Source organism: Bacillus sp. FAU20, from assembly GCF_056033865.1.
On the sequence record NZ_JBVYHY010000027.1, the window covers coordinates 65,659 to 83,330 of the forward strand.

The window sequence follows — 17,672 nt, forward strand, 5'->3', positions numbered from 1 at the left end:
GAATCTATACATTTTCTTTAGTGAAATAAAGTATGATTATAAAAACATAACCACCTTTTATTACTAGGTCATAAAAGGTGTTGACAATATAGAAATTCTATTGTTATGATTCATCATGTGGAAAGGTTGATAGAGAGTAAAAAGAGAAATGTTTTTCATTGATAATAAAAGCGAAAAATAAGTGACGATAGAGTGAGTATATTTTCCTTATAATAGATGCTTTTTGGATCATCTAGTAAAATCAATCTGGAAGCAAGAATTGATATATGTAAGTTGCGCAAGGCGCGGCATAAGAAAGGGGCAAAAGGATGAAGGAGCTTCATACGTTTGGGTGGTATGCAGCACGTGTATCACCACATTTGCCGAAAAAAGCATTTAAACCAGTGCCTACTCGTTTATTTGGTGGACTGGCTTATTTGCTTGTGGCATTGGCGGGGTTAATATCGATTGGTGTATTTGAATTGAATGTGTGGGCGAATCTAGGAATTGCGATTGTTCTTGGATTATGTTTTGCTTCACTTGGATTTTTAGGGCATGAAATTTTACATGGAACTGTTGTAAGAAAGGCATGGCTTCGTGACTTCTTAGGCGCGATTGCATTTATGCCATTATCAACAGGGCCAAAGCTTTGGAGAAAGTGGCATAATGCAACGCATCATGTTCATACACAGCATGAAGAGAATGATCCGGATGCATGGCCGACACTTGAGAAACTTAAGAAGAGTAAGTTTTTGAGTTGGGTATATCGTATGCCTTTACATGTACGTTCATTCTTTAGTTTTCTGTCACTAACAATTCAATTTACATTGCATTCGACTCGAATGTTCTTTCATTTTATAAAAGAGTTCAAGTCATCCAATCAAAAATCTGTATGGCTTCAACTTCTTTTGCCTTGGACAGTTTGGATTAGTTTATTGTTTATTATGGGACCTGGAAAATGGTTATTTGCATATGTCATTCCGTTGTTAATTGCTAACTTTATTGTAATGGCATATATCGCAACAAATCACCGCTTAAATCCAATTGTTCCAGTAAATGATCCGTTAGCAAACTGTTTGTCAGTAACAGTGCCGCGCTGGGTAGACGTTTTACATTTCAATTTCTCATATCATACAGAACACCATCTGTTTCCTGCTATGAGTTCTAAATACTATCCGTTAGTAAAAGAGAAGATTAAAGAAATGTGGCCGGAACGCTATCATGAGATGCCGATGACAAAAGCTTTGGCAGCGCTATGGAATACACCACGTGTGTATTATCAAGGAAGTGAATTAGTGGATCCGCATAGAGAGCATTTCTATGGTTCTTTAGGAAATGGACTAGATCCTCATAATATTTCATATCGTGAGGAACATATAGAGGAAGACGAAAGTATTAAAAAAGTAAATCAGTAAAAATTAATATATTTTTGCAATGAAAAAGCAAGCCATCTCAGGCTTGCTTTTTCTTATAAAGAAACTTCCGTTTTGTTCTTTTTATGGACTTGGACGGAGTTAGTTTCTTTTCGTTGTAGTCGTTTTTCTAAAAGATTAACAAAGTAAGTAAATAGAAGAACAAGTACGAGATAGTATACACCAACGATTATGTAAGTATCTAATTGTTGGAAGTTACCTGCTGCAATTGATAAACCTGATCCCCATAATTCGGACAGTCCTACGTAAGCGACAAGTGAAGAGTCTTTTAATCCAATAATAAACTGGTTTCCTAGAGGAGGAAGAGACAGACGAAATGCTTGTGGTAATATAATCCGGCGCATAGCTAAAGGATAAGGCATACCTAAGGAGCGAGCGGCTTCCAATTGTCCTCGGTCGACGGATTGAATGGATCCTCGGAAGATTTCCGTAATATATGCACCGTTATGAATTGCTAAAGCGATTGCTCCTGCCCAAAAAGGGGAGAAAACAATGACAGATGTAATGCCAAAATAGAGAATTGCGATTTGAACGATTAAAGGTGTACCACGAATAATAGCAATATAGATATGAGCAATGCTATTTAAAACTTTGTTATTCGAGATTCGAAAGAAAGCGAATAATAATCCAATTAATGAACCGAGTACTAGGGAGGTTAATGTTAATTGTAATGTGACAATGGTAGCCTTTAAGAGTGTGGGATAGGTAGAGATAAAAATTTCAAACATGCGTTTCACCTCATATTGTATAGATTTTAGTAGAGAATGAAATGCCCCACATAAAATGAACATTTAATGAGTGGGGCACTGTTTATGAATCTTTTGAATGGCTAACTTACTTCGTTTTTTCCTCTTCACCAAGAATATTACGCCCGAACCATTTTTTACTGATCTTTTCATACGTACCATCTTTAATGATTTCATCTAACGCTTTATTTACTTTCTCAACCATTTCTTTATCATCTTTGCGAATAGCAATTCCCATTTCATCAAGATTTAATGGTTTTCCCGCTTCTTTTATATTCGATTTTCCTTCTTTTATCATACGTAGACCAACCATTTGATCCGTAATTACTGCGTCAACACGCCCAGGCTCTAAATCCATAAGAGCAGTAATGTCGCTGTCATATTCTGTAATTTGATCTGTATATTTTGCAACAAGATTTTTAAAGGTACTAGCTTTTACAACACCAATTTTCTTATCTTTTAAATCTTCTGGAGAAGAGATAGCAGTATTCTTTTTAGTCACAAAAATTTGAGCGCCAGAGCGATAGTACGGATTTGAGAAACTAACAGCTTTTAAGCGCTCCTCTGTAATTGCCATACTACCCAGTATTACATCATATTTCTTCGCTTGAAGACCTTGAATTAGCGTTTCCCATGGGTTTGTAACTGGCGTAGCCTTCATGTTCATCTTTTTAGCAAGAGCTTCACCGATTTCTATATCAAAGCCGACAAGTTTGCCGTCGTTTTCTTTATAATTAAAAGGTTTGTATAATCCACTCATTGCATAGCGAAATTCTTTTTCACCATTTGATGAAGTAGTAGAGCTTTCTTTGCTACAAGCTCCTAGTATGAAGGATGTACATAGTGTAATGCTCGCAACAATGGTTAATAGTTTTCTTTTCATAAAACCCCTCCTATATATTGATCATACGGATGATTTTAAGTATGTTATTGAAATATTTTATTTGGATGATTAGTTGTGCACCGTATGAATGTATTTCTTTTCGTTTGAAACAGAAGTTACACTATAAAACGTTGCGTAAAAATTGTTTTGCCCGTTCATGTGATGGAGCTGAAAAGAATTGTGCTGGCGGAGCATCTTCTACAATCTTTCCATCATCCATAAAGATGACGCGATCAGCTACATCTCTTGCGAAATTCATTTCATGAGTAACAATAACCATTGTCATCCCTTCTTCAGCAAGTTCTTTCATAACTTGCAATACTTCTCCAACAAGTTCAGGGTCTAAAGCTGAGGTAGGCTCATCAAATAGCATAATCTTAGGGTTCATTGCAAGAGCTCGTGCAATGGCAACGCGCTGTTTTTGGCCACCTGAAAGAAGATGAGGAGTTACATCCGCTTTATCCTGAAGGCCGACTTTTTGGAGAAATTGAGTTCCAATATCCTTTGCATTTGCTTTCTCTAATTTTTTTACGTGAATAGGTGCTTCTATGATGTTTTCTAGTGAGGTCATATGAGGAAAGAGGTTAAAGTGCTGAAAAACCATACCGACATTTTCACGGACTTTATTTAAATTTGAATGTTTTGGATCAATTCGCTCACCTTGTAAGTGAATTTCGCCTTCATCGTACATTTCTAAAAAGTTAAGACAGCGAAGTAATGTACTTTTACCAGAACCACTGGCACCAATTAAAACAACAACTTCTTTTTCTTTTACTTCTAAATCAATTCCTTTTAACACATCAAGTGAACCGAATGATTTTACTAGATTTTGAACTTGAATCATAAAAAACCCCCAGTTAAAAATATATTTTACAAATGTTGCCCCTTATTTCTGTTATTAGTCATAAATTGTCAGAATCCTTTATTTTTTTCGTGCAATTTGATATTCAAAGAAATAATATTTTTAAAATCTCTATATCCTTCTATAATGAAAATATGGATAATAATATATAGGTAGTATTTATATTGCTTATAAAAAGGGGGAAAGGGAAGATGGAAAAAGAAAGGAAAACATTTTCTTTTGGATTACGTACACAACTTATGCTATTCACTACAGTTTTAGCTTTTATTACATATTCAACAAGTATATTTTTTATTTACGTGATATACGATTATTTTCAAAGTTATGTAAGTCAAACTGTATATAATATTATCGTTATGTTATTAGGGGTAGTATGGTCTGGAATTTTAGCATATGGAGCAGCCGTATTTTTAATTAAACCACTTCGCAAGTTAGAGGAAGCGGCAAGAAAAGCAGCTGAGGGTGATATTCGTGAAGATGTTCCATTACCGAAGACAGATGATGAAATTAAATCTTTAAGTGTTGCATTTAATATGATGTTAGGAAACTTAAGGGGCATGGTAAAAAATATTGATACAACATTTTCGTATACAAATAATCAAGTACAGCAGATTAGAAAACAAACAGGCGAAGCAACGAGACAAGCGCAAGGTGTATCTGAGACACTTGCAGAGATTTCTTCAGGCGCTGAGCAATCAGCGGCATCAATTCAAGCAATTGTTTCTGCTGTTGATACAACGACGTCTATTGCAAGTGAAGTAGAAGAAAAAGCGAAGCAGTCTGATACATTGTCTTCAGAAATGGTTGAAGCTTTAGGGCATAGTACTCGTGTTTTTACGTCTTTAATTCAAGGTATTCAAACATTGGCAAAAGAAAATGAAGATTCAATGCAAAATGTACAGAAGTTAGAAGAACGAATGAAACAAGTAGAACATATTGTGTCTGTTGTGAGTGCGATTGCTAGCCAAACGAATTTATTAGCACTAAATGCTTCTATTGAGGCAGCTCGCGCAGGAGAGCATGGAAGAGGTTTTGCGGTTGTTGCGGAAGAAGTACGTAAACTTGCTGATGAAAGTGATCATTCTGCAAGAAACATATCGCAGTTATTACGGAATATGCAAGATGAAGTACAACAAGTTGCAATGAAAATGACAGAACAAGTGAAAATAGCTAAAGAAGAGGCGAAACGTGGGGAAGCTACGGAATTAATTTTAAAAGAAATGTCATCAAGTGTTATGGAAGTAGCCGATGCAACTCAGCAAATTAGTAGTTATATGAATGAACAAGTGAGCCACATTCATCAAACAGGAGCACAAACAAAAGCTGTAGCAGCAATTGCTGAAGAAACGTCAGCTGGTTCGCAAGAAGTGGCGCGTGTGACGCTACAACAGTCTAAAAATATGATAGTAATCGATCAATTATTAAAGGATTTAGAGAAGCAAGCAACTGATTTGAAACAAACAATTGAACGATTTTCAATGTAAAAGGAAGAACAGAATGCTGTTCTTCTCTTTTTTATTTAGCTTGATTTAATATTTACAGTTAAACTATGAACGTTTCCGCAACATTCTTTTCTGTCCCTTTCGGATGAAAATTATAGCGAGCTATAATATTAAAAGGGGTGTCTTTTATGAAAAAAGAAAAAAGACAACGGTTAATTAAACAATTTGTAAAGGAGTATGAAATAGATAAGCAAGAAAGATTAGTAGAATTGTTAGCAAAAAAAGGTGTATTAGTAACACAAGCTACGGTTTCTCGCGATATTCGTGAGTTAAACTTAACGAAGGTACCTTCTCAAGAAGGATTAATGATATATAAAGTTTTCTCAGAAGAGCATTTACAAACTGATATAAAGTTGAAGAAAAAATTACGAGAAGTTGTTGTAAAAATTGATTGTGTAGATCAATTAATGGTTATTAAAACATTACCTGGTAATGCACATGTTATTGGTGTTTTATTTGATGAGTTAGATTGGAAAGAAAAAATAGGATGTATATGTGGAAATGATACATGCCTTATAATTTCACAGTCGAAATCAGATAGGGAGATTATAGAAGAAAGATTAAATTTAATTATTTAGATACAAAAATCCTGTTTTTAATAAAATTAAAAACAGGATTTTTGTTTAAATACGGAAGTTAAATATTCAACATATATGCATAATATATGTATTTTTTATTGAGAAAGCGAGATAGTTTGTTATAAAAATACATATTCGTATGATTTTAAAAAAATAACTTGTTTAATATTTCACAATGATAATGTGGATGCTTTCACAAAGATGAAAGTGCAGAGCATTTATTATGTACTTGTAAGACATCAAACATATTTAAAAGGAGGTACAACAAATGAAACATCCGATACATGTTACTTCAGAAATTGGGGAATTACAAACGGTTTTATTAAAACGACCGGGTAAAGAAGTGGAAAACTTGACGCCAGATTATTTGCAGCAATTATTATTTGACGATATTCCATACTTACCAATTATTCAAAAAGAGCATGATTATTTTGCACAAACGTTACGCAATCGGGGTGTTGAAGTTCTTTATTTAGAAAAACTAGCCGCTGAGGCGTTAGTAGATAAAAAACTTCGAGAAGAATTTGTTGATCGTATTTTAAAAGAAGGACAGGCCGACGTAAATGTTGCACATCAAACTTTAAAAGAATATTTACTTTCCTTTTCAAATGAAGAATTAATTCAAAAAATTATGGGCGGTGTACGGAAAAACGAAATTGAAACAAGTAAGAAGACACATTTATATGAATTAATGGAAGATCACTATCCGTTTTACTTAGATCCAATGCCTAATTTATATTTTACTCGTGATCCAGCAGCTAGCGTGGGCGATGGCTTAACGATAAATAAGATGAGAGAACCAGCGCGTAGACGTGAATCATTGTTCATGGAGTACATCATTAAATATCATCCAAGATTCGCAAAACATACTGTACCAATCTGGTTAGATCGTGATTATAAATTTCCAATTGAAGGTGGCGACGAGCTAATTTTAAATGAAGAAACAATTGCGATTGGAGTATCTGCTCGTACTTCAGCTAAAGCAATTGAACGTTTAGCTAAAAATCTCTTTAGCCGACAAAATAAAATTAAGAAAGTGTTAGCAATAGAAATTCCAAAATGCCGAGCATTTATGCATCTAGATACAGTATTTACAATGGTTGATTATGACAAGTTTACAATTCACCCAGCCATTCAAGGGCCAAAAGGGAATATGAATATTTATATTTTAGAAAAAGGATCAGATGAGGAAACTCTTAAAATTACACATCGTACTTCTTTAATGGAAGCATTAAAAGAGATATTAGGCTTAAGTGAATTAGTTCTTATTCCATGTGGAGGAGGAGATGTAATTGCTTCTGCTCGTGAACAATGGAATGATGGCTCGAACACATTAGCAATCGCGCCAGGTGTAGTTGTTACATATGATCGCAACTATGTATCCAATACGTTATTACGGGAACATGGTATAGAAGTGATTGAGGTGCTAAGTTCGGAATTATCTCGTGGTCGTGGGGGTCCACGTTGCATGAGTATGCCAATTGTTCGTAAAGATATTTAGTATAAATAACGGAGAAAGTAGGGATGAAGTATGTTAATGACTAGACCAAATTTAAAAGGAAGAAGCTTTCTAGCAGAAAAAGATTTTACACAAGAAGAATTGTTATATTTTCTAGATTTGGCAGCAGAATTAAAAGAGAAAAAGAAAAATGGTATCCCGCATCATTATTTAGAAGGTAAAAATGTAGCGCTCTTATTTGAAAAAACTTCTACTCGTACGCGTTGTGCATTTACAGTAGCATGTACAGATTTAGGGGCAAATCCTGAATATTTAGGGAAAGGTGATATTCAACTTGGGAAAAAAGAATCTGTAGAGGATACAGCAAAAGTGTTAGGGCGTATGTTTGACGGAATTGAGTTTCGTGGATTTAGTCATGAAACTGTAGAATCTTTAGCACAAAATTCTGGTGTGCCGGTTTGGAATGGATTAACAGACATGTGGCATCCAACACAAACACTAGCAGATTTATTAACAATTAGAGAACATATAGGAAAATTAAAAAATGTGAAGCTCGTTTATGTTGGAGATGGACGAAATAATGTTGCTAATAGTTTACTAGTTGGTGGAGCAATCATTGGAATGGATGTACGTATTTGTACACCGGAATCTTTATGGCCTGCACAAGAAGTAATTGATTTAGCAAAAAAATATAACGAACAGGTAATGATAACAAGTAATGTGGAAGAAGCTGTTGCGAATGCAGATGTAATTTATACAGATGTATGGGTGTCTATGGGGGAAGAAGAAAAATTTGCTGAACGTGTGGAGTTATTGAAACCTTATCAAGTAAATATGAAAATGATTAAAGAAACAGGGAATGAAAACGTGATTTTCTTACATTGTTTACCTGCATTTCATGATGTTGAAACGATGTATGGCGAAGAAGTTTATGAGAAATATGGGTTGAAAGAAATGGAGGTAACTGACGAAGTATTCCGCAGTAAACATTCAAAAGTGTTTGATCAAGCTGAAAATAGAATGCATACAATTAAAGCGGTTATGGCAGCTACTTTAGGAAACATGGAGTAAAGAAGAAAGGGAGTTTTCCTTTCTTCTTTCTCCTCCTTTAGACACTATCATTCACTATTGCTTTTGTATTGTTATTGCAATTAAAGAGAGGTGAGTGGAATGGGTGAAGATAAGAAATTAGGGTTGTTTACACTAACGGCTCTTGTAGTTGGGTCTATGATTGGTGGTGGAGCATTTAATTTAGCAAGTGATATGGCAAAAGGTGCTGGTGCGGGATCCATTATTATTGGTTGGGTTATAACAGGAATTGGAATGATTGCACTCGGATTATCTTTTCAAAATCTCACTGTAAAACGACCAGATTTAGATGGTGGTATTTTTAGCTATGCAAAAGCAGGGTTTGGTAATTTTATGGGATTTAATAGTGCGTGGGGATACTGGCTATCTGCTTGGCTTGGGAATGTAGCTTACGGTACATTATTGTTCTCTTCATTAGGATATTTCTTCCCGATCTTTGAAGGCGGGCAAAATGTAGCGTCTATTATTGGTGCAAGCGTATTATTATGGTGTGTTCACATGTTAATTTTACGTGGAGTTCAATCAGCAGCCCTTGTGAATTTAGTAACTACAATCGCAAAATTAGTACCTGTATTTGTATTTATTGTCATAGGAATCTTCGCGTTTCATATTGATACGTTCTTAGATGGATTTTGGGGGCAAACTGGTTCTTTTTCATGGGGAGCAGTTGGCAGCCAAGTTAAAAGTACAATGCTTGTAACTTTATGGGTATTTATTGGGGTAGAAGGGGCTGTTGTTTTATCCAGTCGAGCAAAAAATAGAAGTGATGTAGGGAAAGCAACCGTTATTGGCTTAATTGGTACACTCATCATTTACATTTTAATCACATTATTGTCTCTTGGACTTATGCAGCAAGCAGATATTGCAGGTTTGAAAAATCCGGCTATGGCTTATTTATTTGAAAGTGTTGTTGGAAAATGGGGTGCTATCTTTATTAATTTAGGTTTGGTCATCTCTGTATTAGGTGCTTGGTTAGGTTGGACTTTGCTCGCTTCTGAAATTCCATATTTAGCGGCTAAAGATGGAGTATTTCCAAAATGGTTCGCAAAAGAAAATAAAAATAAGGCTCCAGTAAATTCATTATGGATAACAAATGGTTTAATACAAATATTCTTGTTAACATTCGTCGTTTCTGATCAGGCGTATAACTTTGCATTCTCTTTAGCATCTTCAGCTATTTTAATCCCATATGCTTTTTCAGCATTTTATCAACTGAAGCATAGCTTAAAGTCTGAAGAAGCAGATCGAAATAAAAATATAATAATTGGCTTGATAGCAAGTATTTATGGCGTGTGGTTAGTTTATGCAGCCGGTTTAGAGTATTTATTATTAACAATGACTTTATATGCGCCAGGTATTTTTATTTTTTACAATGTTCAAAAGCAAAAGAGTTCGAAGCAAATATTTACTCGAGTGGAATTAGCATCATCCGTAGCAATTGGTGCCTTAGCATTCTTTGCGATTTATGGATTAATTACAGGCAGTATTACTTTATAAAGCGCTGTGAAAGCGAAATCAACTGGAGGGCTGGAATATGGTACGAAGAAAAATTGTAGTTGCACTAGGGGGAAATGCGATACAGTCTGGAGAAGCTACTGCGGGAGCGCAGCAAGAAGCGTTGGAAAAAACGGCGGAACAACTTGTGAAAATAATGGAAAATGATGTGGATATAGTAATTGCGCATGGAAATGGCCCACAAGTGGGAAATATTTTATTACAGCAAAAAGCTGCAGAAACGGAAAAGACACCTGCAATGCCATTAGATACTTGTGGGGCAATGAGCCAAGGGATGATTGGATATTGGATGGAAAATGCGATTGAAAAGGCATTGAAAAAGCGGAATATAAATAAAGACGTAGCAACGGTTATAACACGCGTTGTTGTGGATAAAAAAGATGAGGCATTTAAAAATCCAACTAAACCAATTGGTCCTTTTTATACAGAAGAAGAGGCCAGAAGATTAATGGATGAAACAAAAGCAGTGTTTAAAGAAGATGCTGGTAGAGGATGGAGACGTGTTGTTCCATCACCGAAGCCTGTAAGTATTCATGAACATAAAGTTATTAATTCTTTGGTCGAAGATGGAAACATAGTGATAGCTGTTGGCGGAGGTGGAATTCCAGTAATTGATTCCGAAGAAGGGTTAGAAGGAACTGAAGCGGTTATCGATAAAGATTTCGCTGCGCAGAAATTAGCAGAATTAGTAGATGCTGATACGCTCGTTATTTTAACTGCAGTTGATCATGTGTATGTAAATTATAATCAACCGAATCAAAAAAAATTAGAGCATGTCACAGTGAATCAATTAGAAGAATATATTGAAGAACAACAATTTGCTGCGGGAAGCATGCTTCCAAAAATTGAAGCTGCTATTAATTTTGTTAATACAAATCCAAAAAGAAAAACGATTATTACGTCTTTAGAAAAAGTATATGAAGCACTAGAAGAAAAAGCTGGTACTATTATTTCAAAACAGAATGTATGCATGTATGTTTAAATTATTATGTACGCTACTTAGTAGTAAAAAAGAATGGAGTTAGTAACTTCATTCTTTTTATTTATTAATATTTTTTGTGCTCATTGTTCATAAAGTTTTCATGATGAAATCTGAATATATAAGTTAATTATGATAAAATTCAAATTGAATACGCTTTCTTGATTTTTCGCTCCAACATACAGCAAGAGAGAGGGAATTTTATGAATAGACGGAACGTAGTGAAAGACTTAAAGCAGTTCGAATTATTTGCTCATTTAACAGAAAAAAAATTGAAAGGGTTAACAGAGTTTGTTTATTGGCGAACTTATAAAAAAGGTCAATTTTTATTTTTAGAAGGGGATTCAAGGGAAAGAATTTACTTCATGTTAGATGGTTTTGTAAAGTTAGAGCGGGTTAATCAAAATGGGAACTTATTATACGATGACTATGTAAAGCGGTATTCTATTTTTCCTTATGGTGGTATGTTTACAGACAGAGGATATAACTATACAGCAGAAGCAATGACGGATGTGGAGGTATATTATATTCCAACGGTAATCTTTGAAGATATGGTAAAATCCAGCAGAACGCAATTGATGTACGTTGTTCAGCAATTATCATCTATATTAAAATTGAACGAAAATCGAGTGCAAAATATTACAATTCCTAATGCACAAGATCGTGTTATCCAAACGTTAAATTATTTAATGCAGGATTTAGGAGAACAGAGTGGGGAAAAGATTGTAATTTCATGTCCACTTACAACAATTGAAATATCCAAAATATCTGGAACATCTCGAGAGACAGTTAGCGGTGTATTAAAACAATTAAAAAATGATAGCATTGTTACAATTTTAGATAAAAAAATTACAATACATGATCCAACATATTTTGAAGAAATCTCTATGTGAAAATTGTATATTGATTTTTAATTCATACGGTATATTAATAAGGTTCTTTATATATTTATAAGGGACTTTTTTACGTTATCCGCTATAAAAAGATTGTATAGTATGGTAATAATAGCTAAAATCGATAATAAAAAACAAAGTAAAGGGGAGAAGGAATGATTCGCATTGAGTATGATCGATTAGTAGCTATTTGTTACAGTATAGGGGTTTTATTATTATTAAAAATTCCAAATGATAATGAATTAATTGGGGAAAAACTATTCAACGTCTATAGGGTTCCGATACATACGTATGTTTATATGGATTATAAAGTCTCAAATATATTGATTGTTTCTTTCATACTACATGTAATTGCATTTATATTATTTTTAAAATGGCTAGGAAAAAAGGAGTCTAGTACATTTAGAAAAATGAATAAGATAAAAGTAGTAGGTACTAGTATTTTGATTTTAATGATGCCGTTTATTTTAAATAACATCCTCCAGACATTGAATAAAACATGGTACTACGCAGGAAAAACAGGTGTAGAAGCCATAGAATATAAAAAAGATGATAGCCAGTGTAGAGTGGAGAAAAATGGAGAGGATATCGAACGAAAGTGCATCGTTACTTTAAAAAATTATCGTAGTCATTCACAAGCATTAAAAGTTGTTTTATATGATAATGCAAACGAAAATTCAAAAAGTTATCCGGTACCGAAACCAGTCTATTTGCAAAAACACGAGACAAAGCAATTCGAATTTCAAGTTCCTGTTTCTTATAATAGCGGTATTGAAAAAGATAAATTTCCAAATATTAAATTACATTCATTGCATGAAAATGATACGAAATACAATTAATCTATAAGTAAAAGTTTATGAGTAGGAGCAAGAATTTGAAACGATATAGAAAATCAATTTGAATCATCCAACATGCTGCGAGGTAACGGCATATTGGATGATTTTTTATTGTATACCTTTTTACATATGAAAAGGAGGGATACAAAAGAGAAAAATTATCGTAACTATGATGTCCGCTTCTTAATCGAAATGGTATACGACGTTCGCGTGCGTGGACAAGAGCTGATGAGGAATGAGATTTGCTCTTGTGAGAAATAAATAAAGCATAAGAATAAAGAATCTACATAGAGTTCAATGAAAACAGTTGCAAACTGTTCATATTTTGTTATGATAGTGTTACGAAAACGTTTGCATAAAATTCCGATGGGATGCAAAAGGAGAGAAGGACTATGAATAAGACATGGTGGAAAGAAGCAGTTGCTTATCAAATTTATCCACGTAGCTTTATGGATTCAAATGGAGATGGTATTGGAGATTTACAAGGTATTATTGCGAAACTGGATTATTTAAAAGATTTAGGTATAGATGTAATTTGGATTTGCCCAATGTATAAGTCACCTAATGATGATAATGGTTATGACATTAGTGATTATCAAGATATCATGGATGAGTTTGGTACGATGGAAGACTTTGATGCTTTACTAGATGAAGTTCATAAGCGTGATACTGAAGCTTATTATTGATTTAGTTATTAATCATACAAGTGATGAACATCCATGGTTTATTGAGTCTCGTTCATCTAAAGACAATCCGAAGCGTGATTGGTATATTTGGCATGATGGTAAAGATGGTGCGGAACCAAACAACTGGGAAAGTATTTTTAATGGTTCGGCATGGGAATATGATGAAGTAACAGGACAATATTATTTACACTTATTCTCGCGTAAACAACCAGATTTAAACTGGGAGAATAAAGAAGTTCGCGAAGTATTATACGATACAGTTAATTGGTGGCTTGATAAAGGTATTGATGGTTTCCGCGTTGATGCGATTAGTCATATTAAAAAAGAAGAAGGTCTCAAGGATATGCCAAATCCAAAAGAGTTAAAATATGTGCCATCTTTTGATAAACATATGAATGTAAAAGGTATTCAACCTTTATTAGAAGAGCTAAAAGAAAATACATTCTCTAAGTACGATATTATGACTGTTGGTGAAGCAAATGGCGTTAAGATTGAAGATGCTGAGCTTTGGGTTGGAGAAGAGCAAGGTAAGTTCAATATGGTATTCCAGTTTGAACATTTAAGTTTATGGGATGCAGAGAAGAAGAAAGACCTTGATGTTGTAGGATTGAAAAAAGTATTAACGAAATGGCAAAAAGGATTAGAAAATAAAGGATGGAACGCTTTATATATTGAGAATCACGATAAACCACGTATCGTTTCAACATGGGGAGATGATAAACAATATTGGCGTGAAAGTGCAACAGCTCTAGGAGCGATGTATTTCTTTATGCACGGTACACCGTTTATTTATCAAGGACAAGAAATTGGTATGACAAATGTTCAGTTACCAAATATTGAAGATTACGATGATGTAGCAATTAAAAATTTATATCGCGAGAAAATTGCAGAGGGCGTACCACATCAAGATATGATGGAGATTATATGGGCTTCTTGCCGCGATAATTCACGTACACCTATGCAGTGGAATGATGAGATGAATGCTGGTTTCACAACAAGTACACCTTGGTTTAGCATGAATCCAAATTACAAAGAAATTAATGTTGAGAAGCAAAAAAATGAAGAAAAGTCTATTTTCAATTTCTATAAGAAAATGATTGCCCTGAAAAAAGAGCACGATGTACTGAACTATGGTACGTACGATTTACTTTTAGAAGACGATCCACAAATTTATGCATATACACGTACGTTACAGGATGAAAAAGTCATTGTAATTAGTAATATCTCAAAAGAGGAAGCTGTGTATAATGAGGGTTCATTTGCACTAGAACGCAAACGTTTGCTTTTAAATAACTATGAAGTTGCGGAACATGAAGAAGTAACAACAATTGCTTTAAAACCTTATGAAACAAGGGTTTATCGCATTTCATAATAAAAAAGGATGCTCTTTGAGCATCTTTTTTTATGAAAAAAAATAAATTTCTATTGCAAAGTGAAAACGCTTTTATTAAAATAGATTTATGAAAACGGTTGCGTAAAAAGAAAAATGATATGAGGAATCGTTTTCATAAAAGGGACAGAAATTATAATTTAAATCATTATGTTGTTATAAATAAAGGGGAGGAAGAACAGATGAAAATTACGTCTTTTGATTTTTGGCAAAAGTTCGGGAAAGCTTTATTAGTTGTTGTAGCCGTAATGCCAGCAGCTGGTTTAATGATTTCCATCGGTAAGTTAATTGGTATGTCTGCTGGGGATGTTAACGCAGTTCATACAATCGCTCGCGTAATGGAAGACATCGGTTGGGCAATCATTACAAATCTACACATCTTATTCGCAGTAGCAATTGGGGGATCTTGGGCGAAAGATCGCGCGGGTGGTGCATTTGCAGCGCTATTAGCATTCGTCTTAACAAACCGAATTACAGGAGCTATATTTGGCGTAAACGCTGAAATGTTAGCGGATTCAAAAGCGAAAGTTTCTTCAGTAATAGCGGGAGATTTAATTGTAAAAGATTACTTTACTTCTGTACTTGGTGCACCTGCATTAAACATGGGAGTGTTCGTAGGGATCATCACAGGTTTCTTAGGAGCTACTTTATATAACAAATATTATAACTATAATAAACTGCCACAGGCATTAGCATTCTTTAATGGAAAACGATTTGTACCATTCGTTGTAATTCTTTGGTCTACAGTTACTGCGATTGTATTATCACTTCTATGGCCATTCATCCAAAGTGGGTTAAATGAATTTGGTCGCTGGATTGCAGCTTCAAAAGATAGCGCACCAGTTGTTGCACCGTTTGTATATGGAACGTTAGAGCGTTTATTATTACCATTTGGTTTACACCATATGTTAACGATTCCGATGAACTATACAGAGCTAGGCGGAACATATACGATGTTAACTGGTTCAAAAGTTGGACAAGTTGTAGCAGGACAAGATCCATTATGGCTTGCATGGATTACAGATTTAAATAATTTACTAGCAAATGGAGATACGAAGGCATATAACGATTTATTAAATAACGTTGTACCAGCTCGTTTCAAAGCTGGACAAGTTATCGGCTCAACAGCAGCGTTAATGGGGATTGCATTTGCGATGTTCCGTAACGTTGATAAAGAAAAGCGTGCAAAATATAAACCAATGTTTTTATCAGCAGCATTAGCAGTATTCTTAACAGGTGTAACAGAACCAATTGAATTCATGTTCATGTTTATTGCTCCAGTATTATATGTTGTATATGCTATTACAACAGGACTTGCATTCGCGCTAGCTGATTTAATTAACTTACGTGTTCATGCATTTGGATTTATTGAGTTAATTACTCGTACACCAATGATGGTTAATGCAGGTTTAACAAGAGACTTAATCAACTTTGTTATTGTTTCATTAGTGTTCTTCGGTCTTAACTTTACACTATTTAATTTCTTAATTAAAAAATTCAATTTACCAACACCAGGGCGTGCAGGTAACTATATTGATAATGAAGATGAGGCATCAGAAGGAACAGGAAATGTACAAGACGGTTCATTAGCAACAAAAGTTATCGATTTATTAGGTGGAAAAGAAAATATTGCTGACGTAGATGCTTGTATGACACGCTTACGTGTAACAGTAAAAGACTTAGATGTTGTTGCACCAGAAGCACAGTGGAAACAAAATGGTGCTTTAGGGCTTATTGTAAAAGATAAAGGTGTACAAGCGGTATATGGTCCGAAAGCTGACGTATTAAAGTCAGACATTCAAGATATGTTAGGTGCGTAATAATATGAAATTGCTAACTTTAAACTGTCATTCTTGGCAAGAAGAGAATCAAATAGAAAAGATACAATACCTTGCTAAAGTAATTCAAGAAGAAGAGTACGATGTCATCGCATTGCAAGAAGTAAGTCAGTCCATACAAGCTGAAAATGTATGCGGTAACAAGAAAGAAGATAATTTTGGACTTTTACTATTAGAAGAGTTAAAAGCGCTACATGTAAAAGATTACAATATTACTTGGGATTTCTCTCATATTGGTTATGACGTGTATGAAGAAGGATTAGCGATTATAACGAAGCATAATATTATAAAAGAAGATACGTTCTTTATTTCAGAAAACGAGGATACAACGTATTGGAAAACGCGTAAAATTGTAAGTACAACACTTGCTTATAATGGTAAGGATATAACGTTTTACTCTTGCCATCTCGGTTGGTGGAATGATGAAGAAGAGTCATTCAAAGGTCAAGTCGATCGTTTGATGGAGCGTGTAGATAGCAATAAGCTCGCCTTCTTAATGGGGGATTTTAATAACAATGCTCGATTGAAAGGCGAAGGTTATGAGTATATGATGCAAAAAGGGTTGTATGACACATATGAATTAGCAATAGAGAAGGATGAAGGAACGACTGTCCAAGGCGAGATTGCTGGTTGGGATGAAAATAAACATAGTTTGCGAATCGATCTAATATTGTGTAACCAAAGTAAAAAGGTTCATTCTTCAAAAGTTATTTTTAATGGTACAAACAGAAATGTAATTTCAGATCATTTCGGTGTAGAGGTTCAATTGGATATATAATAGAAGAAATCCTCACAGAGAATAAAAGCTGTGAGGATTTTTTTAGGAATACAAGTATTTCCAAGAGAAAATACTTGTATTTTTTATGACATTTCATATATATTTGTTATTATTGAATGTAAAACCGATTTGGTCATTTTGTATTCATACTTTCACTCACTTCGTTATATAATGAAGTAAGTGAAAGTTAATGGGAAAAAATAGTACGTTTTTGGTTAATACACGA

Annotated in this window: 13 protein-coding genes and 3 pseudogenes; 13 read left to right on the plus strand and 3 right to left on the minus strand. The window is 34.3% G+C overall.

The annotated features are described in order from the left end of the window. Positions 1 to 308 precede the first annotated feature (308 nt). The gene (desB, locus tag AC0OM3_RS26065) at positions 309 to 1,394 is read left to right on the plus strand and encodes a Delta(10) desaturase DesB (protein WP_000661223.1); all 1,086 of its coding nucleotides are present in this window, start codon (positions 309 to 311) and stop codon (positions 1,392 to 1,394) included. A 53-nt stretch (positions 1,395 to 1,447) separates the two neighbouring features. Here the strand turns inward: desB and AC0OM3_RS26070 are convergent, their stop codons facing one another. The 3 genes from AC0OM3_RS26070 to AC0OM3_RS26080 form a co-directional block, all read right to left on the minus strand. Continuing rightward, on the minus strand, positions 1,448 to 2,203 hold the full coding sequence (locus AC0OM3_RS26070; RefSeq protein WP_003299858.1) for an amino acid ABC transporter permease: 756 nt from the start codon (positions 2,201 to 2,203) through the stop codon (positions 1,448 to 1,450). Between the two features lie 43 nt (positions 2,204 to 2,246). Next, on the minus strand, positions 2,247 to 3,041 hold the full coding sequence (locus AC0OM3_RS26075; RefSeq protein ID WP_000823749.1) for an ABC transporter substrate-binding protein: 795 nt from the start codon (positions 3,039 to 3,041) through the stop codon (positions 2,247 to 2,249). Between the two features lie 121 nt (positions 3,042 to 3,162). Continuing rightward, on the minus strand, positions 3,163 to 3,885 hold the full coding sequence (locus AC0OM3_RS26080) for an amino acid ABC transporter ATP-binding protein (RefSeq protein WP_474213236.1): 723 nt from the start codon (positions 3,883 to 3,885) through the stop codon (positions 3,163 to 3,165). 374 nt (positions 3,886 to 4,259) lie between these two features. Here AC0OM3_RS26080 and AC0OM3_RS26085 point away from each other — a divergent pair. The 12 genes and pseudogenes from AC0OM3_RS26085 to AC0OM3_RS26140 form a co-directional block, all read left to right on the plus strand. Further along, positions 4,260 to 4,445: pseudogene (locus tag AC0OM3_RS26085) on the plus strand (HAMP domain-containing protein); the annotation flags it as partial. 369 nt (positions 4,446 to 4,814) lie between these two features. After that, positions 4,815 to 5,387 (plus strand): annotated as a pseudogene (locus AC0OM3_RS26090) (methyl-accepting chemotaxis protein); the annotation flags it as partial. 146 nt (positions 5,388 to 5,533) lie between these two features. Next, positions 5,534 to 5,983, plus strand: a complete 450-nt coding sequence (gene argR / locus AC0OM3_RS26095) for an arginine repressor (protein WP_000711829.1) — start codon at positions 5,534 to 5,536, stop codon at positions 5,981 to 5,983. A 268-nt stretch (positions 5,984 to 6,251) separates the two neighbouring features. Beyond that, on the plus strand, positions 6,252 to 7,484 hold the full coding sequence (arcA, locus tag AC0OM3_RS26100) for an arginine deiminase (RefSeq protein WP_000682333.1): 1,233 nt from the start codon (positions 6,252 to 6,254) through the stop codon (positions 7,482 to 7,484). A 30-nt stretch (positions 7,485 to 7,514) separates the two neighbouring features. Beyond that, positions 7,515 to 8,513: an ornithine carbamoyltransferase gene (gene argF, locus AC0OM3_RS26105; RefSeq protein ID WP_000930301.1), complete on the plus strand. Its 999-nt coding sequence runs from the start codon at positions 7,515 to 7,517 to the stop codon at positions 8,511 to 8,513. A 99-nt stretch (positions 8,514 to 8,612) separates the two neighbouring features. After that, positions 8,613 to 10,028, plus strand: a complete 1,416-nt coding sequence (gene arcD, locus AC0OM3_RS26110; protein ID WP_474213237.1) for an arginine-ornithine antiporter — start codon at positions 8,613 to 8,615, stop codon at positions 10,026 to 10,028. Between the two features lie 37 nt (positions 10,029 to 10,065). Further along, positions 10,066 to 11,028 (plus strand): carbamate kinase, encoded by a 963-nt coding sequence (arcC, locus tag AC0OM3_RS26115; protein ID WP_000252337.1) that lies wholly within the window; start codon positions 10,066 to 10,068, stop codon positions 11,026 to 11,028. Positions 11,029 to 11,228: 200 nt separating this feature from the next. Next, positions 11,229 to 11,918 carry a Crp/Fnr family transcriptional regulator gene (locus AC0OM3_RS26120; RefSeq protein ID WP_001081904.1) on the plus strand — a complete coding sequence of 230 codons (690 nt, stop codon included), beginning with the start codon at positions 11,229 to 11,231 and terminating at the stop codon, positions 11,916 to 11,918. 155 nt (positions 11,919 to 12,073) lie between these two features. Beyond that, entirely contained in the window at positions 12,074 to 12,757 is a 684-nt protein-coding gene (locus AC0OM3_RS26125; RefSeq protein WP_000619197.1) for a hypothetical protein, read from the plus strand. 389 nt (positions 12,758 to 13,146) lie between these two features. Continuing rightward, positions 13,147 to 14,812, plus strand: a pseudogene (locus AC0OM3_RS26130) (glycoside hydrolase family 13 protein). Positions 14,813 to 15,012: 200 nt separating this feature from the next. Next, positions 15,013 to 16,650 carry a PTS transporter subunit IIBC gene (locus AC0OM3_RS26135; RefSeq protein WP_000705560.1) on the plus strand — a complete coding sequence of 546 codons (1,638 nt, stop codon included), beginning with the start codon at positions 15,013 to 15,015 and terminating at the stop codon, positions 16,648 to 16,650. A gap of 4 nt (positions 16,651 to 16,654) precedes the next feature. Beyond that, positions 16,655 to 17,446 carry an endonuclease/exonuclease/phosphatase family protein gene (locus tag AC0OM3_RS26140; protein ID WP_000771990.1) on the plus strand — a complete coding sequence of 264 codons (792 nt, stop codon included), beginning with the start codon at positions 16,655 to 16,657 and terminating at the stop codon, positions 17,444 to 17,446. The last annotated feature ends 226 nt before the right edge of the window (positions 17,447 to 17,672 follow it).